21 protein-coding genes are annotated in these 23438 nt (G+C 68.4%); 13 read left to right on the forward strand and 8 right to left on the reverse strand.

Going from position 1 to position 23438, the window contains the following annotated elements; genetic code table 11:
- Positions 1–22 precede the first annotated feature (22 nt).
- Genes ltnD through otnI form a run of 5 tightly spaced genes read left to right on the forward strand, consistent with a single transcriptional unit; the run spans position 23 to position 4737 of the window.
- Positions 23–937, forward strand: a complete 915-nt coding sequence (ltnD, locus tag MMF98_RS21020) for an L-threonate dehydrogenase (RefSeq protein ID WP_243309301.1) — start codon at positions 23–25, stop codon at positions 935–937.
- Positions 934–1944: a D-erythronate dehydrogenase gene (denD, locus tag MMF98_RS21025; protein WP_243309302.1), complete on the forward strand. Its 1011-nt coding sequence runs from the start codon at positions 934–936 to the stop codon at positions 1942–1944. Before ltnD ends, denD begins: the two co-directional genes overlap by 4 nt.
- Positions 1944–3215, forward strand: coding sequence for a 3-oxo-tetronate kinase (gene otnK / locus MMF98_RS21030; protein ID WP_243309303.1), 1272 nt, complete (start codon positions 1944–1946; stop codon positions 3213–3215). Before denD ends, otnK begins: the two co-directional genes overlap by 1 nt.
- Positions 3212–3874: a class II aldolase/adducin family protein gene (locus tag MMF98_RS21035; protein ID WP_243309304.1), complete on the forward strand. Its 663-nt coding sequence runs from the start codon at positions 3212–3214 to the stop codon at positions 3872–3874. Before otnK ends, MMF98_RS21035 begins: the two co-directional genes overlap by 4 nt.
- Before the next feature lie 23 nt (positions 3875–3897).
- Positions 3898–4737 (forward strand): 2-oxo-tetronate isomerase, encoded by an 840-nt coding sequence (otnI, locus tag MMF98_RS21040; RefSeq protein ID WP_243309305.1) that lies wholly within the window; start codon positions 3898–3900, stop codon positions 4735–4737.
- Positions 4738–4762: 25 nt separating this feature from the next.
- Here otnI and MMF98_RS21045 read toward each other — a convergent pair whose 3' ends face one another.
- On the reverse strand, positions 4763–5527 hold the full coding sequence (locus MMF98_RS21045; RefSeq protein WP_243309306.1) for a DUF3047 domain-containing protein: 765 nt from the start codon (positions 5525–5527) through the stop codon (positions 4763–4765).
- Positions 5528–5712: 185 nt separating this feature from the next.
- Between MMF98_RS21045 and MMF98_RS21050 the strand changes: the two genes are divergently transcribed.
- Together MMF98_RS21050 and MMF98_RS21055 are read left to right on the forward strand one after the other, a co-directional pair.
- Positions 5713–7188 (forward strand): M20 family metallopeptidase, encoded by a 1476-nt coding sequence (locus tag MMF98_RS21050; protein WP_243309307.1) that lies wholly within the window; start codon positions 5713–5715, stop codon positions 7186–7188.
- A 7-nt stretch (positions 7189–7195) separates the two neighbouring features.
- On the forward strand, positions 7196–8080 hold the full coding sequence (locus MMF98_RS21055) for an alpha/beta hydrolase (RefSeq protein ID WP_243309308.1): 885 nt from the start codon (positions 7196–7198) through the stop codon (positions 8078–8080).
- Positions 8081–8119: 39 nt separating this feature from the next.
- Here MMF98_RS21055 and MMF98_RS21060 read toward each other — a convergent pair whose 3' ends face one another.
- From MMF98_RS21060 to MMF98_RS21070, 3 genes are all read right to left on the reverse strand, one after another.
- A complete protein-coding gene (locus tag MMF98_RS21060; protein ID WP_243309309.1) occupies positions 8120–8533 on the reverse strand; it encodes a YidB family protein in 414 nt (137 codons plus the stop codon).
- Between the two features lie 207 nt (positions 8534–8740).
- Positions 8741–9910 (reverse strand): MFS transporter, encoded by a 1170-nt coding sequence (locus MMF98_RS21065; protein ID WP_243309310.1) that lies wholly within the window; start codon positions 9908–9910, stop codon positions 8741–8743.
- Positions 9907–10635 carry a 16S rRNA (uracil(1498)-N(3))-methyltransferase gene (locus MMF98_RS21070; protein ID WP_243309311.1) on the reverse strand — a complete coding sequence of 243 codons (729 nt, stop codon included), beginning with the start codon at positions 10633–10635 and terminating at the stop codon, positions 9907–9909. The genes MMF98_RS21065 and MMF98_RS21070 overlap by 4 nt, the downstream gene beginning before the upstream one ends.
- Positions 10636–10707: 72 nt before the next feature.
- On the opposite strand from MMF98_RS21070, the gene MMF98_RS21075 reads away from it, so the two are divergent.
- Positions 10708–11169: a GNAT family N-acetyltransferase gene (locus tag MMF98_RS21075; protein WP_243309312.1), complete on the forward strand. Its 462-nt coding sequence runs from the start codon at positions 10708–10710 to the stop codon at positions 11167–11169.
- A gap of 101 nt (positions 11170–11270) precedes the next feature.
- Here the strand turns inward: MMF98_RS21075 and MMF98_RS21080 are convergent, their stop codons facing one another.
- Positions 11271–12386: an aminoglycoside phosphotransferase family protein gene (locus MMF98_RS21080; RefSeq protein WP_243309313.1), complete on the reverse strand. Its 1116-nt coding sequence runs from the start codon at positions 12384–12386 to the stop codon at positions 11271–11273.
- Positions 12387–12472: 86 nt separating this feature from the next.
- On the opposite strand from MMF98_RS21080, the gene MMF98_RS21085 reads away from it, so the two are divergent.
- The 3 genes from MMF98_RS21085 (at position 12473) to rsmA (ending at position 17082) form a co-directional block, all read left to right on the forward strand.
- On the forward strand, positions 12473–14851 hold the full coding sequence (locus MMF98_RS21085; protein WP_243309314.1) for an LPS-assembly protein LptD: 2379 nt from the start codon (positions 12473–12475) through the stop codon (positions 14849–14851).
- Positions 14852–14858: 7 nt separating this feature from the next.
- A complete protein-coding gene (locus tag MMF98_RS21090) occupies positions 14859–16238 on the forward strand; it encodes a peptidylprolyl isomerase (protein ID WP_243309315.1) in 1380 nt (459 codons plus the stop codon).
- 67 nt (positions 16239–16305) lie between these two features.
- Complete coding sequence (rsmA, locus tag MMF98_RS21095) at positions 16306–17082, forward strand: 16S rRNA (adenine(1518)-N(6)/adenine(1519)-N(6))-dimethyltransferase RsmA (protein WP_243309682.1); 777 nt, start codon at positions 16306–16308, stop codon at positions 17080–17082.
- Between the two features lie 310 nt (positions 17083–17392).
- Here the strand turns inward: rsmA and MMF98_RS21100 are convergent, their stop codons facing one another.
- From MMF98_RS21100 to MMF98_RS21110, 3 genes are all read right to left on the reverse strand, one after another.
- Entirely contained in the window at positions 17393–17821 is a 429-nt protein-coding gene (locus MMF98_RS21100; RefSeq protein WP_243309316.1) for a barstar family protein, read from the reverse strand.
- Between the two features lie 46 nt (positions 17822–17867).
- Positions 17868–18272: a guanyl-specific ribonuclease gene (locus tag MMF98_RS21105; protein WP_243309317.1), complete on the reverse strand. Its 405-nt coding sequence runs from the start codon at positions 18270–18272 to the stop codon at positions 17868–17870.
- A 181-nt stretch (positions 18273–18453) separates the two neighbouring features.
- Positions 18454–20760: an NADP-dependent malic enzyme gene (locus tag MMF98_RS21110; protein ID WP_243309318.1), complete on the reverse strand. Its 2307-nt coding sequence runs from the start codon at positions 20758–20760 to the stop codon at positions 18454–18456.
- Between the two features lie 248 nt (positions 20761–21008).
- Between MMF98_RS21110 and MMF98_RS21115 the strand changes: the two genes are divergently transcribed.
- Together MMF98_RS21115 and MMF98_RS21120 are read left to right on the forward strand one after the other, a co-directional pair.
- The gene (locus MMF98_RS21115) at positions 21009–21962 is read left to right on the forward strand and encodes a cupin-like domain-containing protein (RefSeq protein ID WP_243309319.1); all 954 of its coding nucleotides are present in this window, start codon (positions 21009–21011) and stop codon (positions 21960–21962) included.
- A gap of 145 nt (positions 21963–22107) precedes the next feature.
- Positions 22108–23289 carry a hypothetical protein gene (locus tag MMF98_RS21120; protein WP_243309320.1) on the forward strand — a complete coding sequence of 394 codons (1182 nt, stop codon included), beginning with the start codon at positions 22108–22110 and terminating at the stop codon, positions 23287–23289.
- Positions 23290–23438: the final 149 nt, after the last annotated feature.

Here is a 23438-nt window from a genome sequence, read left to right on the forward strand (position 1 = left end):
TTCTCGAGAAGGAACCTTATTCATGAATTCACCGCAAGTAGGCGTCATCGGCCTGGGCGCCATGGGGGCCGGCATGGCTGCCTCGCTGCGGCGCGCCGGCCACACCGTGCATGTGTGCGACGTGCGGCGCGACGCGGCCGAGGCCTTCGCGCGCGAGGGCGGCGTGGCTTGCGCCGCGCCGGCCGAGCTGGCGGCTGCCTGCGACGTGGTGGTCTCGGTGGTGGTCAACGCGGCCCAGACCGAGGCCGTGCTGTTCGGTGAGGGCGGGGCCGCGGCGGCGATGCGGCCGGGCAGCGTCTTCGTGATGTGCTCGACCGTGGACCCGAACTGGTCGGTGGCGCTGGAGGCGCGGCTGGCCGAAAAAGGCATCCTCTACCTCGACGCGCCGATCTCCGGCGGCGCCGCCAAGGCCGCCAGCGGCCAGATGACCATGATGACGGCGGGCCGGCCCGAGGCCTATGCGAAGGCCGGTGCGCTGCTCGATGCCATGGCGGCCAAGGTCTACCGCCTGGGCGACCGCGCCGGCGCGGGCAGCAAGGTCAAGGTCATCAACCAGCTGCTGGCCGGCGTGCACATTGCCGCCGCCGCCGAGGCCATGGCCCTGGGCCTGCGCGAGGGCGTGGACCCGGCCGCGCTGTACGAGGTCATCACCCACAGCGCGGGCAACAGCTGGATGTTCGAGAATCGCATGGCCCACGTGCTCGCGGGCGACTACACGCCGCTGTCGGCGGTGGACATCTTCGTGAAGGACCTGGGCCTGGTGCTGGACCTGGCGCGCGGCAGCAAATTCCCGCTGCCGCTGTCGAGCACCGCGCACCAGATGTTCATGCAGGCGTCCACGGCCGGTTTCGCCCGCGAGGACGACAGCGCGGTCATCAAGATTTTCCCGGGCATCGAGCTGCCCGGCCCGGCAGGACAGGAAAGGACCAAGGCATGAACATTCTCATCACCGGCGGCTGCGGCTTCCTCGGCGCGCGGCTGGCCCGCACGCTGCTCGCGCAGGACACGCTGGCGCTGTGCGGCGCGCCGGCGCAGCCGGTCGCGCGCATCACGCTGGCCGACCGCGTGCCGCCGCCCGATGACCTGGCCGCCGATCCGCGCATCGCGTTCGTCGAGGGCGACCTGAATGCGTTGATCGGCAGCGGGCAGTTGCCGGCGGCCGGTACCGCGCTGGTGTTCCACCTGGCCGCGGCCGTGAGTGGCGAGTGCGAGGCCGACTTCGACCTCGGCCTGCGCAGCAACTTCGACGCTACCCGCGCGCTGCTGCAGGCCTGCCGCGCGCTCGGCACGCGCCCCGCGTTCGTGTTTTCCAGTTCGGTCGCGGTGTTCGGCGACTCGCCCGAGCAGCCGCTGCCGCCCGTGATTGACGACCGCACCCTGCCCACGCCGCAGAACAGCTACGGCATCCAGAAGTTCATCGGCGAGCAGCTGGTGGCCGACTTCACGCGCAAGGGCTTCGTGCAGGGCCGCAACGTGCGCCTGATGACGGTGTCGGTGCGTCCGGGGCGGCCCAACGGCGCGGCCTCGAGCTTCCTGAGCGGCATGCTGCGCGAGCCGCTGGCCGGCGTGCGCGCCACGGTGCCGGTGCCGCCCGAGACGGCGGTGGCGCTGTCCTCGCCGGCCAACACCGTGCGCGGGCTGCTGCGCGCGGCCGAGGCCGGCGATGCCGAATGGGGCGCGCGCACGGCCGTCAACCTGCCCGCGCTGAGCACCACCGTGCGCGAGATGGCGGCCGCGCTGGAGCGCGTGGCCGGCCCGGCGGCGACGGCCCTGCTCGACTGGCAGCCCGACCCGGCGGTGGCGAAGATCGTCACCAGCTGGCCCAGCCGCGTGGAAACCGCGCGCGCCCAGGCGCTGGGCCTGCGCGCCGACAGCGGCTTCGAGGCCGTGCTGCGCGACTACGTGCGCGAGAACCCCGGCGCGGTGAAGCTGGAGGTCCGCTGATGGGTCCACTGCTGCTTGGCTGCATCGCCGACGACTTCACGGGCGCCACCGATCTTGCCAACAACCTGGTGCGCGCCGGCATGCGCGTGGTGCAGGCCATCGGCGTGCCCGACGGCCCGCTGGCGGCCGAGGTGGATGCGGTGGTGATCGCGCTCAAGTCGCGCACGGTGCCGCCGGCCGAGGCCGTGGCGCAGTCGCTGGCCGCGCTGCGCTGGCTGCAGGCCCGCGGCGCGCGGCAGATCTACTTCAAGTACTGCTCCACCTTCGACAGCACGGCCCAGGGCAACATCGGCCCGGTGGCCGAGGCGCTGATGGACGCGCTGGGCACGGACTTCACCATTGCCACGCCGGCTTTTCCCGACAACGGGCGCACGGTGTTCAAGGGCCACCTGTTCGTGGGCGAGGTGCTGCTGCACGAGAGCGGCATGCAGCACCATCCGCTGACGCCGATGACCGACGCCAACCTGGTGCGCGTGCTGCAGGCGCAGTGCCGGCGCAAGGTCGGCCTGATCGACCACAAGGTCGTGGCCCAGGGTGAGGCCGCGGTGCGCGCGCGCATCGCCGCGCTGCGCGCCGAGGGCGTGGGCCTGGCGATCGTGGACGCGGTCTCGAACGAAGATCTGCTGCGCCTCGGCCCGGCCCTGAAGGACCTGCCGCTGCTGACCGCCGGCTCGGGCGTGGCCATCGGGCTGCCGGCCAACTTCGGGCTGGCGCCCTCGTCCCGGGCCAGCGCGCTGCCGCCCGCGTGCGGCCTGCAGGCCGTGGTGTCGGGCAGCTGCTCCCTGGCCACTAATCGCCAGGTGCAGGCGTTCATCGCGTCGGGCCAGCCGGCGCTGGCCGTGGACCCGCTGCGCATCGCGGCCGGCGTGGACGTCGCGGCCGAGGCGCTGGCCTGGGCCGAACCGCGGCTGGCCGCCGGGCCGGTGCTGGTGTATTCGACCGCCGACGCCGGCGCGGTGAAAGCCATCCAGGGCCGGCTCGGCGTGGAGCAGGCCGGCGCCCTGGTCGAGCGCTGCATCGCGGCCATCGCGCGTGGCCTGGTCGAGCGCGGCGTGCGCCAGCTGCTGGTGGCCGGCGGCGAAACCTCGGGCGCCTGCGTGCAGGCGCTGGGCATCGCGCAGATGCAGATCGGCCCGCAGATCGATCCGGGCGTGCCCTGGTGCCATGCGCCGTCCGATGCGGCGCCGGGCGCGGGCCTGCACCTGACCCTCAAGTCCGGCAACTTCGGCACCGACGACTTCTTCACCAAAGCCTTTACGATGCTGCGATGAACGAGTCCCGGGCCCGAGAAGAGATCTGCCGCGTCGGCCACAGCCTGTTCGCGCGCGGCTATGTGCATGCCACGGCGGGCAACATCAGCGTGCGCCTGGACGACGGTTTCCTGATCACGCCGACCGACGCCTGCCTGGGCTTTCTCGACCCGGCCAGCCTGGCCAGGCTGGACGCCGACGGGCGCCAGACGGGCGGCGCAGCTGCTAGCAAAACCATAGCACTCCATCGCGGTATCTACCGGACATCGACCCGATTCGATGCCCAGACCCGGTGCGTGATCCACACCCACAGCACGCATTGCGTGGCCCTGAGCCTCGGGCCTGCCGAGCCGGAGCTGCTGCCGCCGCTCACGCCCTATTTCGTGATGAAGGTGGGCCATGTGCCGGTGATTCCCTACCACCGCCCCGGCGCCGCCGAAGCCGCCGAGGCGGTGATGCAGGCCATCGGGCGCTATGGCGAGCGCGGCACGCCGATCCGCGCCGTGATGCTCGAGCGCCTCGGCCCCAACGTCTGGCACGATACGCCGGCGGCCGCGATGGCCACGCTGGAAGAGCTGGAGGAAACCGCGAAGCTGTGGCAGCTCAGCGACCCCAGGCCCCAGCCCTTGAACGAACACCAGATCAGCGAGCTGCGCCAGGCCTTCGGCGCGCGCTGGTGAACCAAAACCTTCAGAACATCCCCATGCCGAAATTCGCCGCCAACCTCTCGATGATGTACCCCGAGCTGCCCTTCCTCGACCGCTTCGACGCGGCCGCGAAAGACGGTTTTCGCGCGGTGGAATACCTGTTTCCCTATGCCTTCGCGCCGGCCGAGATCGTGGCCCGGCTGCAGGCGAACGGCTTGCAGCAGGTGCTGTTCAACAGCCCGCCGGGCGGCACCGACGCCGCGTCCATCGCCCGGGCCTGGGACCAGGCCGGCGACAAGGGCACGGCCTGCCAGCCCGGGCGCGAGGCCGAGTTCCGCGCCGGCGTGGCGCTGGCGCTGGATTACGCGCAGGCGCTGGGCTGCCCGCGCATCCATGCCATGGCCGGGCTGATCCCGCCGGGCCTGACGCGTGAAGCCGTGCAGGCCACCTACGTGGACAACCTGCGCTGGGCCGCGGTCGAGGCGGCGAAGCAGGGCGTGGACGTGCTGATCGAGCCCATCAACACCCGCGACATCCCGCGCTTCTTCCTGAACCGGCAGGACCACGCGCATGAAATCCTCGCGGAGGTCGGCGCGCCCAACCTCAAGGTGCAGATGGACCTCTACCACTGCCAGATCGTTGAGGGCGATGTGGCGATGAAGCTGCGCCAGTACCTGCCCACGGGCCGCGTCGGCCATCTGCAGATCGCCGGCGTGCCCGAGCGCCACGAGCCCGACATCGGCGAGCTCAACTACGGCTACCTGTTCGGCGTGATCGACGAGGTGGCGCAGCAATGCGGCTGGGACGGCTGGATCGGCGGCGAGTACCGCCCGCGCCTGGGCGCGCAGCCCGGCGGCACCCGCTCGGGACTGGGCTGGTTCGCGCCCTGGCGCTGAGGCGCTGGCGCGCGGTTCACGCGGTTCAGGGCGCCAGGCGGATGTCTCCGAAGTACGCCAGCCCGTTGCCCTGCGTGTTGTCCGCGTCGGCCGATACCACGACATCGACGATGTCCGGCACGGGGCCCGTCGATTCGTCGCCAAACACGCGCTGGTAGTCGGCCACCACGTTGCGCTTCTCGGCGACCCACTGCCCCAGCTTCTGCGGCCCGGTCTGCAGGACGATCAGGCGCAGGCGACGCGTGAAGGCATTGACGATGCGGCTGCCGGCGGGCAGCTTGTTGTCCCAGACATAGCACAGGGTTTCGGCGGGCACCTCCTCGCCGGTGGCCGAGCGCGCCAGCCGGAGCTTGGCACGCTCGGCAAAGCCGAGATGCTCGGGAGAGAAATCGAAGGACAGGCACAGCTTGGCGGCGGCATCGTCGCCCGAGCGCTGGGTCAGGTCGGCGGCCTCGACCAGTTTGTCCACCCGCCAGCGCCAGCTCAGGGTGGTGTGGTCGGAGGCGCTCAGGCGCAGGGGGTGCGCGAGGTTGCCGTACGACTGGTTGGCCTCGACCTTCAGCACGCGCTCGCCGTTGAGATCGACGATGGTGTACCGGGTGGCCACCTTGTTGGGCAAGGTGACGAAGTGCCAGGGCCCGGGCGGCGTGCCGGGCGGCGCGGCCGAGAACGGGGTGACGGTTCCCGCCGCAGGCTCCTCGGCGCGCACCGGTGGCGGCGCCATCAGCAGGCTGCCCGCCAAGGCCAGCGGCAGCAGATATCCTGGCGTGAGAGCGGTGCGGCGGATCATGGGCGTCCCTGGAAGAATTTAGTTCCAAGAATAGGAACAAGCCAGGGCGGCGTCAATCCAGGCCCGGCCCCCGGGAGCGCCGTCAAAGGGTTGTCCCGCAGGGGTCTGGTGCGCTGCGTGCCGGCAGCGTAAAGTGGCGTATCTTTACCGGGACCCTGTCCCGCACGCTGCCGGAGAACTCCCAGATGAACGCTCCCCTACACCGCGAAATGCCCGCCGGCGCGCTCGACGCCGCCGCCGCCCTGGCCCATGCCTCCGCCCAGTGGGACGGCGACATCGTCCGGCAACTCACCGACTACATCGCCATTCCCGCCAAATCGCCCGGCTTCGACAAGGACTGGGCGCAGCACGGCTACATCGACACGGTGCTGCGCAACGCCGCCGCCTGGGTCGAGGCGCAGAAGGTCGAGGGCCTGACGCTGGAGATCGTGCGCCTGCCCGGGCGCACGCCGGTGCTGTTCTTCGAGGTGGCCGCGACCCGGGCGCAGAGCGCACAAACGGTGCTGATGTACGGCCACCTGGACAAGCAGCCCGAATTCACCGGCTGGCGCAACGACCTCGGGCCCTGGACCCCCAAGTACGAGGACGGCAAGCTCTACGGCCGCGGCGGCGCCGACGACGGCTACGCGGTCTATGCCAGCATCGCCGCGGTGCAGGCCCTGAAGGCGCAGAAAGCGCCGCACCCGCGCATCGTCGGCCTGATCGAGACCTGCGAGGAATCGGGCTCCTACGACCTGCTGCCCTATGTGGACGCTCTGCGCCCTCGCCTGGGCGAGGTGGCACTGGTGATCTGCCTCGACTCGGGCGCCGGCAACTACGACCAGCTCTGGCTCACCACCAGCCTGCGCGGCATGGCCAGCGGCACGCTGAAGGTGGAAATCCTCACCGAGGGCGTGCACTCGGGCGACGCCTCGGGCCTGGTGCCGTCGAGCTTCCGCATCATGCGCCAGGTGCTGGACCGGCTGGAGGACAGCAAGACGGGCCGCCTGCTGCCGGCCAGCTTCCACTGCGAAGTGCCCGCCGAGCGGCTGGCGCAGGCCCGGGCCACGGCGGCCATCCTCGGCGACGAGGTCTACAAGCGCTTTCCCTGGGCCCACTACGACTGCGGCGGCTCTACCGCCTTTGCGCTGCCCACCACCACCGACCCGGTGCAGGCGCTCGTCAACCGCACCTGGACGCCCACCCTCAGCGTGACCGGCGCCGAGGGCTTTCCCGCGCTCGCCGATGCTGGCAACGTGCTGCGGCCCTACACCGCGTTCAAGCTCTCGCTGCGCCTGCCGCCGCTGGTGGACGCGGCACAGGCCGTGCAGGACCTGAAGGCCCTGCTCGAAGACAACGCGCCCTACCAGGCCAAGGTCACCTTCGAATCCGGCGGCGGCGCCACCGGCTGGAATGCGCCTTCCACCGCGCCCTGGTTCGAGCAGGCGCTGAACGCGGCTTCCCAGGCGCATTTCGGCGCGTCCTGCGGCTACATCGGGCAGGGCGGCACCATTCCGCTGATGAACATGCTGAGCCAGGGCTTCCCCAAGGCGCAGATGATGGTCTGCGGCGTGCTGGGCCCGAGAAGCAATGCGCACGGGCCCAACGAGTTCCTGCACGTGCCCTACGCCAAGAAACTCACCGCCGCCGTGGCGCAGGTGATGGCGCAACTGCCGGCCTGAACGCCCCATGCTGCTGGACACCGCCGACTCATCGCCCCGGGCCGGCCGCGCCAGCCTGACCACCTTCACCGCCAGCGATGGCGAGAACCTGGCCCAGTACGACTGGCCGCTGGCCGCCGCCGTGGCGCCGCGCGGCGCGGTGCTGCTGGTGCATGGCCTGGGCGAGCATGCGGGCCGCTACGAGGCCGTGGCGCGCCGCCTCAACGACTGGGGCTTCGCGGTGCGCGGCTACGACCAGTACGGCCATGGCGAATCGGGCGGCGCGCGCGGCACCCTGCCCGGCGACGCGCGCCTGCTCGACGACCTGGCCGACATGGTGGACAGCCTGCGCGCCCGCGCCGGCCCCGCCACGCCGCTGATCCTGCTGGGCCACAGCATGGGCGGGCTGGTGGTGGGGCGCTTCGTGTCGCTGAACCTGCGGCCGGTGGACGGGCTCGTGATGTCCTCGCCCGCGCTCGACCCCGGGCTCAGCGCCGTGCAGAAGCTGCTGGTGGGCGTGCTGCCGCGCTTCGCGCCCAACCTGTGCGTGGGCAACGGGCTGGACGACAGCTACCTCTCGCACGACCCGGCCGTGGTGGCCGCCTACCGCGCCGACCCGCTGGTGCACGACCGCATCTCGGGCCGGCTGGCGCGCTTCATCGCCGAGGGCGGGCCGGCCACGGTGGCGCAGGCCGCCCGCTGGAGCGTGCCCACGCTGCTGATGTACGCGGGGGCCGATAAGTTGGTCAACCCGGCCGGCAGCCGGGCGTTCGCCGCGGCCGCGCCGGCCTCGGTGGTGACCTCACGCGGCTTCGAGGGCTACTACCACGAGCTATTCAACGAAATCGAGCGCGACGCGGTGTTCGCGCTGCTCCAGCAGTGGCTGGACCAGCATTTTCCGGAAAAATCCTGAGAAAACGGCCCGATGTCCGCGTCGGGCGGGCGTAGAGTGCTATCTTTTTTGAAGCAAGCCGCCGAGCGCGCCGAGCAGGTCGCCGGCATTGCCCAAGCCCCCCGCGGGCGCCTGGCCGTGCGGCGTGAGCTGGTCGATCAGCCCCGGCAGCATCTGTGAGAGCTGGCCCGAGGCCTGCGCCGGGTCGATGCCGAGCTTGGCGGCGATGCCGGCGATCGCATCGCTGCCCAGCACGTCCTTGAGCTGGTCGGGCGAGATCGGCAGGTTCTCGCCCTTGCCGATCCAGGAGCCGATCACCTCGCCCAGGCCCGCCTGGTTGAACTTCTCCACCAGGCCGCCGAGGCCGCCATGCTCGCCGTCGTCGGCCAGCAGGCCGCCCAGCGCGCCGGCCAGGCCGCCCTGCTGCTGCGCGCCGCCGAGCACCGAACCGAGTACCGAATCAAGTAAACCCATGATGCACCTCCTGAGAAGGATGAGAGAGTGAGTGATCAGAACACCGCATGAATCGTGGGACGGGTCACAGCGATTCCGAAGGCCGCGGAGCAGGCCATGCCAGGGCACCCGCGGAACTGGCTTTGCCAGGCCGCTGGGTGCGCCCCCTTCGCGCAGCGGAAGGGGGGAGGCGTAGCGCGCAGCGCGGAGCCTGGGGGTTGTTTCATCTCAAGCATTCTGCGGCCGGCGCTGCCCGAGCGCAAGCCAGGCCAGCGCCGCGCCCGTGAGCGCCACCGGCAGCAGCGAGCCGTAGTTCAGCAGCGTCCAGCCCTGGGTGGTGACCAGCACGCCCGAAGAGAACGAGCTGAGGGCCAGCGTGGCGAACACGAAGAAATTCAAAGCGCCCTGCGCCCGGTCTTTTTCCTCGGGCGTGTAGGCTGCCAGCGACAGCGTGGTGCTGCCGGTGAACAGGAAGTTCCAGCCCACGCCCAGCAGGAACAGCGCCACCACGAACTGCTGCAGGTCCACGCCCGAGAGCGCCACCGCGATGCAGGCCAGGTTCAGCAGCACGCCCAGGCCCATGATGGGCAGCGTGCCGAAGCGCTTGATCAGGTGGCCGGTGAAGAAGCCCGGGGCGAACATGCCGATCACATGCCATTCGAGCACGAAGGCGGCGTCGGCGAACGGCAGGCCGCACTGCTGCATGGCGATGGGCGTGGAGGCCATCAGCAGGTTCATCACGCCGAAGCTCAGGGCGCCGGCCGCCGCCGAGACGATGAACACCGGCTGCCTCATGATCTGGCCCAGCGGCCGGCCGCTGGCGGCCGATGCGCGGGGCGGCGCAGGCGGGAACCGGATGAACGACAGCACCGCCATGGACAGCAGCGCCACGGCGGCCAGCGCGATGTAGGCGCCCGAGAACGGCACCGCGAACAGGTCGCGCGTGCGCGCTGCCAGGTTGGGGCCGGCGATGGCGCCGATCAGGCCGCCGGCCATCACCAGCGACACGGCTTTCTCCTGGGTGCCGGGCCGCGCCAGCTCGGCGGCGGCAAAGCGGTAGAGCTGCGCGTTGGCGTTGTAGTAGCCCGCCACCACGGTGGCCAGGCACAGCAGCCAGAAGTTCTTGCTGAAGGCCGCATAGGCGCACAGCAGCGCCGACAGCAGCGCGACCAGGAGGCCGAGCTGGAACGACCGCTTGCGCCCGAAGCGCACCTGCGTGCGGGTCACCAGCCCGGTGGACAGCGCGCCGCCCACCACGTAGCCCATGACCGGCAGCGTGGCCATCCAGCCCAGCGGCGCGAGGCTCAGGCCGACCAGGCCGTTGATGGCGATGAAGGTGACGTTGTTGGTGAGAAACAGGCCTTGTGCGGCCGCCAGCAGCCAGAGATTGCGGTTCATGCAGCCAGTGTAAGAGCGGCCAGCGCTGCCAGGGGGGCGGTTTCTGCGCGCAGCGTGCGTGCGCCCAGGCTCACTGGCACGAAGCCCTGCGCCAGCGCCGCCTCTTCCTCCTGCGGCGCAAGGCCCCCTTCGGGGCCGCTCAGGAAGCGCACCGGCCCGGCGGCCGGCACGGCCTGCGCCAGCGGCGCGGCGCCGCTGCGCAGGCTCAGCAGCAGCCGGGTTTCTCCGGCGCCCGCGGCCGCCGGCAGGGCGCGCAGCCAGGCCAGCAGGTCCTGCGGCGCGTGCAGCGGCGGCACGCGGTTGCGCCCGCACTGCTCGCAGGCGGCCACGGCCACGGCCTGCCAGTGGGCCTGCTTCTTCTCGGCGCGCTCGCCCTTGAGGCGCAGCACGCTGCGTTCGGCCAGCAGCGGCTGCAGGCTGGCCACGCCGAGCTCGGCGGCTTTTTCCACCAGCCAGTCCATGCGCTCATTGGCCGGCATGCCCAGCGCCAGGTGCACCGCGCGCGCGGCTTCGCGCTCCACGGCCTGGTGCGCGTCCACGCGCACCTCGACCTCGCTGCGGCCCATGCGCTCGACCGTGGCCGCCCACTCGCCGCCCTCGCCGTTGAACAGCGTGAGCGCGTCGCCCGGCTGCAGCCGCAGCACCTGCACGTGGCGCGCCGCGCCCGCAGGCAGCGCCAGAAGGAGGCCGGGGCTGAGCGGAGCGGGGCAGTGGAGGCGGGGCATGGTGCGGGCGGCGGGTGAAGGGAAGGAAAGAGCGCAGGCGCGGATCGTCAGGCAGGCGCTTAGGATAGCGGCATGACCGACAGCCTGCTTGTCCGCCCCCTCCAGCCCGCCGATCACGACGCATGGCGCCCGCTCTGGGAGGGCTACAACGCCTTCTACGGACGCGCGGGCGCAACGGCGCTGCCGGAGGAGATCACGGCGGCCACCTGGCAGCGTTTCTTCACGGCCGGCGAGCCGGTGCATGCGCTGGTCGCCGAGCACCAGGGGCGCGTCGTGGGGCTGGTCCACTATCTCTTTCACCGCAGTACCACGCGCCTGAACGACGTCTGCTACCTGCAGGACCTCTTCACGGCCGAGTCGCTGCGCGGCCAGGGGGTCGGCCGCCGGCTGATCCTGGCGGTCTACGGGGCGGCGCGCGAGGCGGGCTGCTCGCGCGTGTACTGGCAGACGCAGACCTCCAATGCCCCGGGCCGGGCGCTGTACGACAAGGTGGCCGAGCACAAGGGATTCATCGTCTACGCGCATGAGCTGTAGCGGCTCGGATTGCTATGGATTTGGTAGCGGAAAAGCACCGGTGCTCCTGGACATCCGCCGCTTTGACTTGAAAAACCGGTGAATGGACCCGGCACCGGCCTTCAGACCCGCCCGAAGGCGTAGCCGACGGCCGCCTGCGAGCCTTCCACCTGGTCGACGAGGCGCAGCAGCGGCGTCAGTTCGCGGTAGCGGGCCGCAGTGGCGCGGATGTAGGCGATGAAGCGCGGCGTGTCGGCCAAGTACTTGGGCTTGCCGTCGCGCAGCGTGAGGCGCGCGAAGATGCCTGCGACCTTGAGATGGCGCTGCAGGCCCATCCACTCCACGCTGCGGTAGAACTCGCCGAAGTCGTCGCCCACCGGCAGGCCGGCGCGGCGCGCCTGCTGCCAGTAGCGGACGGTGATGTCGAGCACGAAATCCTCGTCCCAGCTCAGGAAGGCGTCGCGCATCAGGCTGGCGATGTCGTAGGTGATGGGGCCGTACACGGCATCCTGGAAGTCGAGCACGCCCAGGGCGTGCCCGGTATCGCCGGCCAACGGCATCATCAGGTTCCGAGGCATGAAGTCGCGGTGCACATAGACGCTGGGCGCGGCCAGGTTGCGCGCGACGATGAGTTCGAACTGCTGCGCCAGCGTGGCGCGCTGGGCCTGCGTGAGCGCCAGGCCGCGGTGCTTTTCCAGGTACCAGTCAGGAAACAGCGCCAGCTCGCGCTGCAGCAGGGCCGCGTCGTAGGGCGGCAGCACGCCGGGGCGCGACGCCTGCTGCCAGGTGACCAGCGCGTCCACCGCCTGCAGGTACAGCGGCTGGCTGGCCGGTGCGTCCTGCGGGTCGATCACCTCCAGCATCGTCTGGCGGCCCAGGTCGCTCAGCAGCATGAAGCCGCGCGCCTCGTCCCAGGCCAGCACCTGCGGCACGTTCAGGCCGGCGGCCGCCATCAGGCCGGCCACCTGGACGAAGGGCCGGCAGTCCTCCTGCGCGGGCGGGGCGTCCATGATGATGCTGCTGGCGAAGGCGGCGCCGGGCTGCGCGTCGATCCGGAAATAGCGGCGGAAGCTGGCATCGGCCGAGGCCGGACGCAGGCTGGCGGCGTCGAGCCGGTGCTGCCGGGCGAGGCCCTCGAGCCAGGTGGTGAAATCGGCCTCGCGCTGCGGGTCGGGCCAGGCGATGGCGGGTGCGGTGGCGGCGCTGGAAACGGGGGCGGGGGCAGCAGGGTGGCTCATGGATAATCCATTCTACAAACCCGCTCTCCGCCTGCGCCCTGCCCGTCCGTTCGCCAGACCCACTGACCTGACCGATGCCCTCACCGATGCACGACCTGAAACGCCAGGCGTCCCGTTCCCGTTTCGCCCTGACGCCGGTGGCCCTGGTGGCCGTGGCGCTGCTGCATGCCGGCGCGGCGCGTGCGCAGGCGGCGGCGCCGGGTGGCGAAGAGGCGCTCACGCTCAGGCGCAGCCCGCTGCTGAAGGACGAAATCCCCGCGGCGGCGCGCAAGGAGTTGCCGACCTTCCTGTCGGGCGACCACCTGTCGGGCCGCCCCGACCTGGAGACCGTGATCGACGGCCACGCCGAGCTGCGCCGCGGCGACACGGTGATCCGCGCCGACCGGCTCGACTATTACCAGCCCGACGATCTGGCCAAGGCCCGCGGCAATGTGCACATCAACCGCGCCGGCAATGTCTACGAAGGCCCGTCGCTAGACCTCAAGCTGGATGCGTTCGAGGGTTTTTTCAACGAGCCGCGCTACCACTTCCTGAAGAACGATGCCTACGGCGAGGCCGAGCGCATCGACTTCATCGACGACAAGCGCGCGATCATGCGCAACGCCAGCTACACCACCTGCCAGCGCCGGCCCGGCCCGAGCTGGATGCCCGACTGGATCCTGCGGGCGGCCAGCATCAGCCTGGACAACGATTCGGGCGAGGGCGTGGCCACCGGCGCCACGCTGAGCTTCAAGGGCGTGCCGATCCTGCCGATCCCGTCGTTGAGCTTTCCACTGAACGATGGGCGCAAGTCCGGCTTCCTGCCGCCGACCGTCGGCCCGGACAGCCTCAACGGCCTGGAAGTGACGGCGCCCTACTATTGGAATATCGCGCCGAACCGCGATGCCACGCTGTTCCCCACCCTCATGACCAAGCGCGGCGTCAGCCTGGGCGGCGAGTTCCGCTACCTGGAGCCCCTCTACCGCGGCCAGCTGCGCGCCGACTACATGCCCACCGACACGCTGCGCGACCGCCAGCGCTGGGGCTATGCCGCAGTGCATTCCGGCGGCCTGGAAACCGGGATCACCGGTCTCGGCACCCTGGGCCTGAACCTCAACCTGAACCGGGTCAGCGACAGCAACTACTGGCGGGATTTCCCGCGCACCACGGCCTCGCTGACCCAGCGCCTGCTGCCCAGCGACGCCTCGATGTCATGGGCGCATGGCGACTTCTTCGCCACCCTGCGCACGCTGAACTACCAGACCCTGCAGGACGTCACCGCGCCGATCGTGCCGCCCTACAACCGCCTGCCGCAACTGGCGGCCCGGTATGCGCGCGTCAATGTCGGCGGGTTCGATTTTTCCGTCGACGGCGATTACACCCAGTTCCAGGCCGACCCTACGCTGACCCTGCAGCCCAATGCCAAGCGCACCTTCGCGCTGGCGCAGATCAGCCGGCCCTGGCTGGCGCCGGGCTGGTTCGTCACGCCCAAGCTGCAGATGAACGCCACCAACTACCAGTTCCAGGCGCCGCTGGCCAACGGCGCCACCACGGCCAGCCGGGTGGTGCCGACCTTCAGCCTGGACAGCGGCCTGGTGTTCGAGCGCAACGCCAGCTACTTCGGCCGCGCGTTTCGGCAGACCCTGGAGCCGCGCGCGTTCTACGTGTACACGCCGTTTCGCGATCAGAGCCTGCTGCCGGTCTACGACACGGCCGCCAACGACTACAACTTCGCCACGGTCTACACCGAGAACGCCTTCAGCGGCAACGACCGCATCGCGGACAACAACCTGCTGACGCTGGGGGTCACGACCCGCCTGCTGGACCCCGACTCGGGCGCTGAGGCCGCGCGCTTCGGCATCGCCCAGCGCCTGCGCTTCAAGCCCCAGAACGTCACCCTGCCCGGCGGCACGCCGGTGGCCGACGGTGTCAGCGACCTGCTGCTCGGCGCCACGGTGAACTGGAGCCCGAAGTGGATGGTCGATTCCACCGTGCAGTTCAATCCCCAGACGCACACCTCGACCCGCTCGACCATCGGTGCGCGCTACAACCCCGGCAACTACCGGGTCTTCAACGTGGCCTACCGCCTGCAGCGCGGCACCAGCGAGCAGATCGACGTCGGCTGGCAGTGGCCGATCAACGACCTGTGGGGCCAGAAGGACCAGGACATGGGCCGCGGGCGTGGCCTGGGCGAGGGCCGCTGGTACAGTGTGGGGCGCCTGAACTACAGCATGTACGACCGCCGGCTGGTGGATGCGGTGATCGGCTTCGAATACGATGCGGGCTGCTGGCTGGGCCGCGTGGTGCTGGACCGCACCACCAGCGGCACCACGACGGCCAGCACGCGCATCCTGTTCCAGCTCGAATTCGTCGGCTTCGCCCGCGTGGGCTCCAGCCCGCTGCAGACCCTCAAGCAGAGCATCCCGCGCTACCAGTACCTGCGCGAGCAGGTGACCACGCCCAGCCGGTTCAGCAATTACGATTGACACGATCATGATCAAACGCGTTTCCCCGGGGGTTTGCGCCCTCGCGTTCGCCGCCCTGGCCTGCTTCATGGGCGCACAGGCCCAGGGCCTGCGCGCCTCCCCCCAGCTCGGCATCTCGCCCGGCAGCCTGCGCGCACCCGCCACCGCCAATGTCCAGCGCCAGGCCGACTACATCGTGGCGGTCGTCAATTCCGAGCCAATCACCAACAACGAGGTGCGTACGCGCCTGCTGCGGCTGGAGCAGCAGATGGCACAGCAGGGGCGGCCGATGCCGCCACGCGAGGAACTGGCCCGCCAGGTGCTGGAGCGCCTGATCAGCGAGCGCGCGCAGCTGCAGATGGCGCGCGAGGCCGGCATCCGGATCGACGAGGCGCAGGTCGACCAGGCCGAACAGAACGTGGCGCGGCAAAACCAGGTGGATGTGGCGGAGCTGCGCCGCCGGCTGGCCCAGGACGGCATTCCCCTGAGCCAATTGCGCGACGACCTGCGCAACCAGCTGCTGCTGTCGCGCCTGCGCGAGCGCGAGGTCGAGCCGCGCGTGCGGGTGACCGACCAGGAGGTGGATCAGTTCATCAGCGAGCGCCAGGACCAGGCCGACCCGGCGGCGTTGGAGATCAACCTCGCCCACATCCTGGTGGCGGTGCCCGACAACGCGAGCGAGGCCCAGGTGGCGCCGCTGCAGGCGAAGGCCCAGCAGATTGCCGCGCGCGCCCGTGCCGGCGAGGACTTTTCCGCGCTGGCGCGCCAGTTTTCCGATGCCCCCGAGGGCCGCAGCGGCGGCCTGCTCGGCCTGCGCGGCGTGGACCGCTATCCGACCCTGTTCGTCGATGCCACGCAGTCGCTGCGCGAAGGCGGCATCGCCGGGCCGCTGCGCTCGGGCGCCGGCTTCCACATCCTCAAGGTGGTGGAGAAGCGGCAGGCCGGCATGCCGGGCGTGAGCGTCACGCAGAGCCATGCGCGCCACATCCTGCTGCGTGTGGGCCCGCAGCTGAGCCAGGCGACCGCGCTGGCGCGGCTGGCCGATTTCAAGAAGCGCATCGAAGCCGGTCAGGCCGACTTCGCCACGCTGGCCCGCGAAAACTCGCAGGATGGTAGCGCCCGCGAGGGCGGCGACCTGGGCTGGGCCAATCCGGGCATGTTCGTGCCGGAGTTCGAGGAGGTCATGAACAGCCTGACGCCGGGAGAGATCAGCAACCCGCTGGTGTCGCGCTTCGGCGTGCACCTGATCCAGCTGCTCGAGCGCCGCGACGTCACGCTCTCCCAGCGCGAGCAGCGCGAGATCGCGCGCAACATGGTGCGCGAGAAGAAGCTCGACGAGGCCTTTGCCGACTGGGCCCGTGAGGTGCGCGGGCGGGCCTACGTGGAATACCGCGAGCCTCCGCAGTGAGCCTGGCGCTTTTACGATGCGCCCGAGCCCCGGCGCCCGGGCCGCTGCACCGGCCGGCGGGCAAGCCGTGAAGCACATTCCGCGCAAACGCTTTGGCCAGCATTTCCTGGCCGATGCCGGCATCATCGACGCGATCGTGCGCGAGATCGCGCCGCGCCCGGGCCAGCCCATGGTGGAGATCGGGCCGGGCCTGGCGGCGCTGACGCAGCCGCTGGCCGAGCGGCTGGGGCAGCTCACCGTGATCGAGCTGGACCGCGACTTGGCCGCGCGCCTGCGCGGCCATCCGCAGCTGTCCGTGATCGAGTCCGATGTGCTGAAGGTGGACTTTGCCCAGGTGGCGCAGTCATTGGGCGTGGCGCGGCTGAGAGTGGTCGGCAACCTGCCCTACAACATCTCCACGCCCATCCTGTTTCACCTGCTGGCCTTCACCGCGGTGATCGAGGACCAGCACTTCATGCTGCAAAAGGAAGTGATCGACCGCATGGTGGCGCGGCCCGCCACGGCCGACTATGGGCGGCTGTCGGTGATGCTGCAGTGGCGCTACGCGATGGACAACGTGCTGTTCGTGCCGCCCGAATCGTTCGACCCGCCGCCCAAGGTGGACAGCGCCGTCGTGCGCATGGTGCCGCGGCCCGATCCGGCGCCGGTCGATCCCGCGCTGCTGAGCGAGATCGTGCAGGTGGCGTTCAGCCAGCGCCGCAAGCTGCTGCGCCACACGCTGGGCCGCTGGCTGGAGGCCCGGCGCTTCGCCGGCGCCTTCGACCTGCAGCGCCGCGCCGAAGAGGTGCCGGTGGACGAATACATCGCCCTGGCACTCGCCATCGCGCTGGTGCCGCAAACATAAGACAAAAAAGCCCGTCGGCGACGGGCTTTTTCGGGAAGGCGTGGAGCCGGCTCGGCCGGTCCGCTGCATGGCCCCCACATTGGGAGGAAACGCACGGGAGCGCGCTTCAGGGGGGCGTTCAGTCAGGCGGCGGCGAGCCAGTAGCCCGCGTTGAACGGGCTGCTCATGCGCAGCGCCAGCGGGGACACATCCACCAGCTTGTCGGTGGGCATCTTCTCGCCCGATTCGGTGCTGGGTGCGGTATCGGAAACGGCGTCGGTTCCCGGAGCCTCATTCGCCCGTTCTGCTTGGCTGGTTTGTGCAGAACGGGCTACAGAAAAGAATAGAAGCAGCGGAATGGTATCTTGCGGTCGGCCCAGTAGTCGGAGGCATCCCGGAAGATGTCGAGCAGCTGCTCACGCGCTTCCTTGTCGAACTTGGCGTTGGCCGGGATCTGCTCGAGCACCACGATGAAGCCGGGTTGTGGGCCCGATTTATGCAGCGGATCGGTCATGCAGTCGTACAGCGCGTCGAAATTCTTGCCGAAATGCGCCGGGAACGTGAACTGCTGGGCGATCAGGTCCAGCACATCCTGCTTGCTCTGGGCGTTGGCCAGGTTGGCATAGAGGAAATGCTGGCCCAGGGCCTTGGCTGCCTCATGCAGGTCCTGCACCCGGAAGGCGCGGATCGACTGCACGATGTTGGTTCTGACGGTACGAAGTGGTGTATCCATCTCCGCTTCTCTTTCTATAGTCATCATAAAAACTCACCCTGACTGCACGGCCGGCCACGGGGCGGCCGGCACATCACTCGACGATCTGGCGAAAACTCGCGTAGTGATCGCCGGTGTAATAACAGGCATCCGGCGTCCTGGGGGGGCCACCGCACACGATGCGCCGGGCGCCCCGGTCACGCGATCCTGGCGTCTTGACGGTGTATTCGCGGTAGTAGCCGCGCTTCTGGGCCGGGAGCTGCCGCTCGCGGTTGCCGAACACCGTGCCGTCCTTGTCGTATGCAAACGGCCCGCCCTGGCGGATCCGTTCATAGGTTTCCTGGCCTTGCCGCGGCAGTTCCGCCACGGCGATCTGGGCCGCACTGTCGACGCGCCCTTCGGGCCTCGGGCCCTTGGCCTGCACCAGATTGGGGCTTAGGAATGCTGCCACCAGCAACAGGCTGGTCAATGCAAACTTGGGAGCAGCAAAACGCGCCATAGAACGAAAACCTTGGTTGGGACGCCTTCGGAAACTCCGGGTTAACCCGTAATTTCAAGACCGGTAGTGTGACGCATCTGTGCCGAAAACGCAAGCAGCTGCCCAAAATTTGAGCAGCTGCAAGGGTTGCTGGGAGCCTGGCCGGCAGAAATTAAGTAGGCACCAACTACTTGAGCAGGCCTTATCGTGCCGCGTTGGCGTCCGCCACGGTCAAGGCTGTCATATTCACGATCCGGCGCACCGTGGTGCTGGCTGTCAGGATATGGACGGGCTTGGCGGCGCCCAGCAGCACGGGGCCGATGGCGATGTTGCCGCCGGCGGCCGTTTTGAGCAGGTTGTAAGAAATATTGGCTGCATCGATGTTGGGCAGCACCAGCAGGTTGGCGTTGCCGGCCAGGGTGCTGTGGGGCATCACGGTGGCGCGGGCGCCGGCGTCCAGCGCCATGTCGCCATGCATTTCGCCGTCCACTTCCAGCCAGGGGGCCTGGATGCGCAGCAGCTCCAGCGTCTGGCGCATCTTCACGGCGCTGGGCTGGTTGCTGCTGCCGAAGTTGGAGTGGCTCAGCAGCGCCGCTTTCGGCTTGAGGCCGAACCGCATCATCTCCTCGGCCGCCATGATGGTGATTTCGGCCAGCTGTTCCGCCGTGGGGTCGTAGTTCACATGCGTGTCCACCAGGAACACCTGGCGGTCGGGCAGCAGCAGGCCGTTCATGCAGGCATAGGTGTTGACGCCGGGGCGCTTGCCGATGACCTGGTCCAGGTAGGACAGGTGCAGCGTGGTCGTGCCCCAGGTGCCGCAGATCAGGCCGTCCACCTCGCCCTTGTGCAGCAGCATCGCGCCGATCAGCGTGAGGCGCCGGCGCATCTCGATCTTCGCCATCTGGGCGGTGATGCCCTTGCGGTCGGTCATGCGGTGGTAGGTCTGCCAGAAGTCGCGGTAGCGATGGTCCTGCTCGACGTTGACGATGTCGTAGTCCGTGCCTTCCTTGAGGCGCAGGCCGAATTTCTCGATGCGCTGGGCGATGACGGCCGGGCGGCCGATCAGCGTCGGCCGCGCCAGCCCTTCGTCGGCCACGATCTGGGCGGCGCGCAGCACGCGCTCTTCCTCGCCCTCGGCATAGGCCACGCGCTTTCGGGACGCATGCTTGGCCGCGGCGAAGATCGGCTTCATCGTGGTGCCCGAGGCATAGACGAAGCTCTGCAGCTTCTCGCGGTAGCTGTCCATGTCCTTGATCGGGCGCAGTGCCACGCCGCTGTCGGCCGCGGCCTGGGCCACGGCCGGCGCGATCTTCATCATCAGGCGCGGGTCGAACGGCTTGGGGATCAGGTATTCCGGGCCGAACGCGAGCTTCTCGCCCACATAGGCCGCGGCCACGACTTCGCTCTGCTCGGCCTGCGCCAGCTCGGCGATGGCGTGCACGGCCGCGATCTCCATCTCGTCGGTAATGGTGGTGGCGCCCGAGTCGAGCGCGCCGCGGAAGATGTAGGGGAAGCACAGGACGTTGTTGACCTGGTTCGGGTAGTCGGTGCGGCCGGTGGCCATGACCACATCGTCGCGCACCGCGTGCGCGTCTTCCGGCGAAATCTCGGGGTTGGGGTTGGCCAGCGCGAAGATCACCGGGCGCGGGGCCATCTTGGCCACCATGGCGGGCTTGAGCACGCCGCCGGCCGACAGGCCGAGGAACACGTCGGCGCCCTCGATCACCTCGGACAGGCTGCGCGCCGGGGTTTTCTGCGCGAACAGGATCTTGTCCTCGTCCATCAGCTCGGTGCGGCCCTCATAGACCACGCCGGCGAGGTCGGTCACGAACACGTTCTCGCGCTTGAGGCCCACCTTGAGCAGCAGGTTCAGGCAGGCCAGCGCCGCGGCGCCTGCGCCGGACGTGACCAGCTTGACCTGGCCGATGTCCTTGCCCACCACCTTCAGGCCGTTGAGCATGGCGGCGGCCACCGTGATCGCGGTGCCGTGCTGGTCGTCGTGGAACACCGGAATCTTCATGCGCTTGCGCAATTCGCGCTCGACGTAGAAGCAGTCCGGGGCCTTGATGTCTTCGAGGTTAATGGCGCCGAAGGTCGGCTCCAGCGCGGCGATCACGTCGACCAACTTCTGCGGGTCTTTTTCGTCGATCTCGATGTCGAACACGTCCACGCCGGCGAACTTCTTGAAGAGAACGCCCTTGCCTTCCATCACCGGCTTGGAGGCCAGCGGGCCGATGTCGCCCAGGCCCAGCACAGCCGTGCCGTTGGAGATCACGGCCACGAGGTTGCCGCGGCTGGTGTAGCGGAACGCATTGGCCGGGTCCTTGACGATCTCCTCGCAGGGCGCCGCGACGCCGGGGGAGTAGGCCAGCGCCAGATCATGCTGGTTGACCAGTTGCTTGGTGGCCGCGATGGCGATCTTGCCGGGGGTCGGGGATTCGTGGTACTCGAGCGCGGCGCGGCGCAGCTCGGCGCGTTTCTCTTCGGTCTTCACCATGTTGGCGGGCATCAAACGTCTCCTGCGGCGATCGGGTGTCGCAGGGGTGCGGCCAACCGTCGGCTTTGTAAGGGAGTTGGATTGTAGACCCCGGCACGGTAAAAACCCTAGTCAGTGAATCCACGTAAAAAGGTCTTTTGCTTTTGACTTTTTTGCGGGGGGTTGGGGCTTGGGCGGGCTGGGCCTGAAGCCGGCGCGGCCAACCTCCGGCGGCGCCTGTCATGATGGATGCCCGGATTCCTCCCCAGGCAAAGCTTTCCATGACCGCGCCCCTTGGCCCCCGTTTTCAGCTGATCGAAGAAACCACCTGGGAGGCGCTGGCCCGCGATGGCCGCCAGGCGCCGTTCGAGCGGCCGGTGCTGGTGAAGGGCGGGCTGCGCCACTGGCCGGCCGCGCAATGGTCGTTCGAGAGCCTGGCCCGGCTGCAGAACGCGGACGGCAGGCAGCTCACCACCAAGTTCACCGACGGCCTGGTCGAGCAGGGGCTCACGCAGGGCCGCCCCTACCTACCCGTGGAGCCTTACCTGCGCGAGTTGATGCCGGCCGAACAGGCGCCCGAGCTGGACACCGGCCTGCTGCCGCTCAGCCGACGCCGCCAGCTGGCGCCGGGCGAGAGCTTTCACCTGGACTGGGCCTACATGCAGTCGTTCCAGGCCAACCGGCTGTACCTGGCGCAGTGGGACATCCTCAAGCAGTTCCCGCAACTGCGTCGCGACTTCGATCTGGGCGACCTCTGGCCCGGCCGCCGCTGGACCTGGGAGTTCGTCTTCATCGGTCCGGCGCGCACCGTCACCGGCCTGCACAACGACTTTCCGCACAACTGGTTTTGCCAGCTGCGCGGCGTCAAGGAATTCATCCTGTTCCCGCCCGACCAGAGCCCCCACCTGTGCCCCGCACAGAAGTACGACTGGGGCGCCACGCTCAGCGACATCAACATCTCGCGCCTGCCCGAGCAGCCGCACGAGCTGGCGCAGTTCGAGCAGGCCAGCGGCCTCTATGCGCGCGTGGAGGCCGGCGACGCGCTGTTCATCCCCAAGCGCACCTGGCACTCGGTGGTCTCGCTGCTGCCCTCCATCAGCCTGGGCGTGTTCGGCCTCACGGCCAGCGAGGTGCTGACGGGTGGGGCCTGGGCGACCTGGCTGGATACCCTGCATCACTTGCATTTGTACCGTTGGGGGAATTGCACTTGCCATCGGGCGTTGCAGATGCGGTAGGTGGTGGGTGCATGACGGCCTTCCGAGCGCTGGTCGAACACAAAAGAAGATGTAACAATCTGCCGGATCGCGGATCGCCTACGACGTCCACTGACGCTCGCGCGCTAGGCCTCATGTTTATATCGTCGCTTCTTTCGGAGATTCAATGCCACGCCACAGAACAGTTCTGCAGGTCTTTGTAGCTTCTCCTGCGGATGTCGCGGAAGAACGAGCAGTTCTAGACAGCGTTGTTGCGGAACTGAATCGAACATGGTCACAAAGTCTGAGCCTGAGCTTCGAAGTGCTCAAGTGGGAGACCCACGCACGCCCCGGATTCGCTCAGGACCCGCAGGAAGTCATCAACTCACAACTCCCGGATGATTACGACGTATTCCTTGGGATTTTCTGGTCAAGACTTGGTACTCCGACTGGTCGGGCACGCGCTGGCACGGTCGAGGAGTTCGAAAGAGCGCATGCACGATTTCGATCCACAGCTACTGCTCCGGAGATCATGCTCTACTTTAAGGACGCACCAATTGCTCCATCTAAGCTGGAGGGAGCCCAACTTGCGGCGCTGCTCGAATTTAAGGCGTCTCTCTCCGATCGTGGGGGACTCTACGCAACATTTGAAGACCAGGCTGGCTTCGAGGCTTCGTTGCGCGCTCATCTCTCCGCAATCGCGCAGAAGTTTGCGTCCGGGGGGACACAAGATAGCGAGGCCGAATATCGGGAAGAGAAAGTCTCGATAGAGCCAGATGCCGCGGATGACGCTGACTTTGGCTTGCTCGACTACTTAGACATCTACGAATCGCGCGCCCAAGACATGATGCTGGCCATGGCTTCAATTAATGAAGGCACCGTCAGAATTGGAGAGCAGCTTACCCAAAGAAATGCAGAAGTCCAAGACGCTCGCACGAATCCGCAAGCTGCAAAGCGATCCATAAAACGTGCCTCAGAAGACATGTTCCATTACGCCGAAACGCTTGGAAACCAGGTCGGCGTTCTCTCAAGGGCTAGGCAAGATGCATTCTTCGCTTTGAGCAGCGCAGTTGCGTTAATGGCCGATTTCCCAGGCGATGTTGAGCAACTTCGCGACCTGCGCATTACTTTGTACGACACAATCGCAAGTGCCTCTACTGCGCGTAGTGGTTTGACGGGAATGCGCGATGCCACCTCCTCGCTACCACGAATCAGCAAAGATCTAAATAAAGCAAAGAGAGCAGTCGCCGAGAATCTAAACAGGTTCTTGGCTGAAATCGAAAGCACCGAATCTACAGTCACCAATCTGATTGATGCCATGACCAGATTGTTGGAATCGACTTCGCCTGGCTCCAGCCCGGCGCAATGAGGCCCAACCCCTATAAGTAGCCGATGGATTGGCTGTTAGGGACTCTGCTGCAGTCATATATTCGGTATTTGTAGTGGAATCTGCGTTGCTGACGCACCAATTGATAAAAGCAGTAAGCAAGCTGCTGAAAGAATAATCGGCGTCTGTCT

The organism is Variovorax terrae, assembly GCF_022809125.1.
GTDB lineage: Bacteria > Pseudomonadota > Gammaproteobacteria > Burkholderiales > Burkholderiaceae_C > Variovorax_A > Variovorax_A terrae.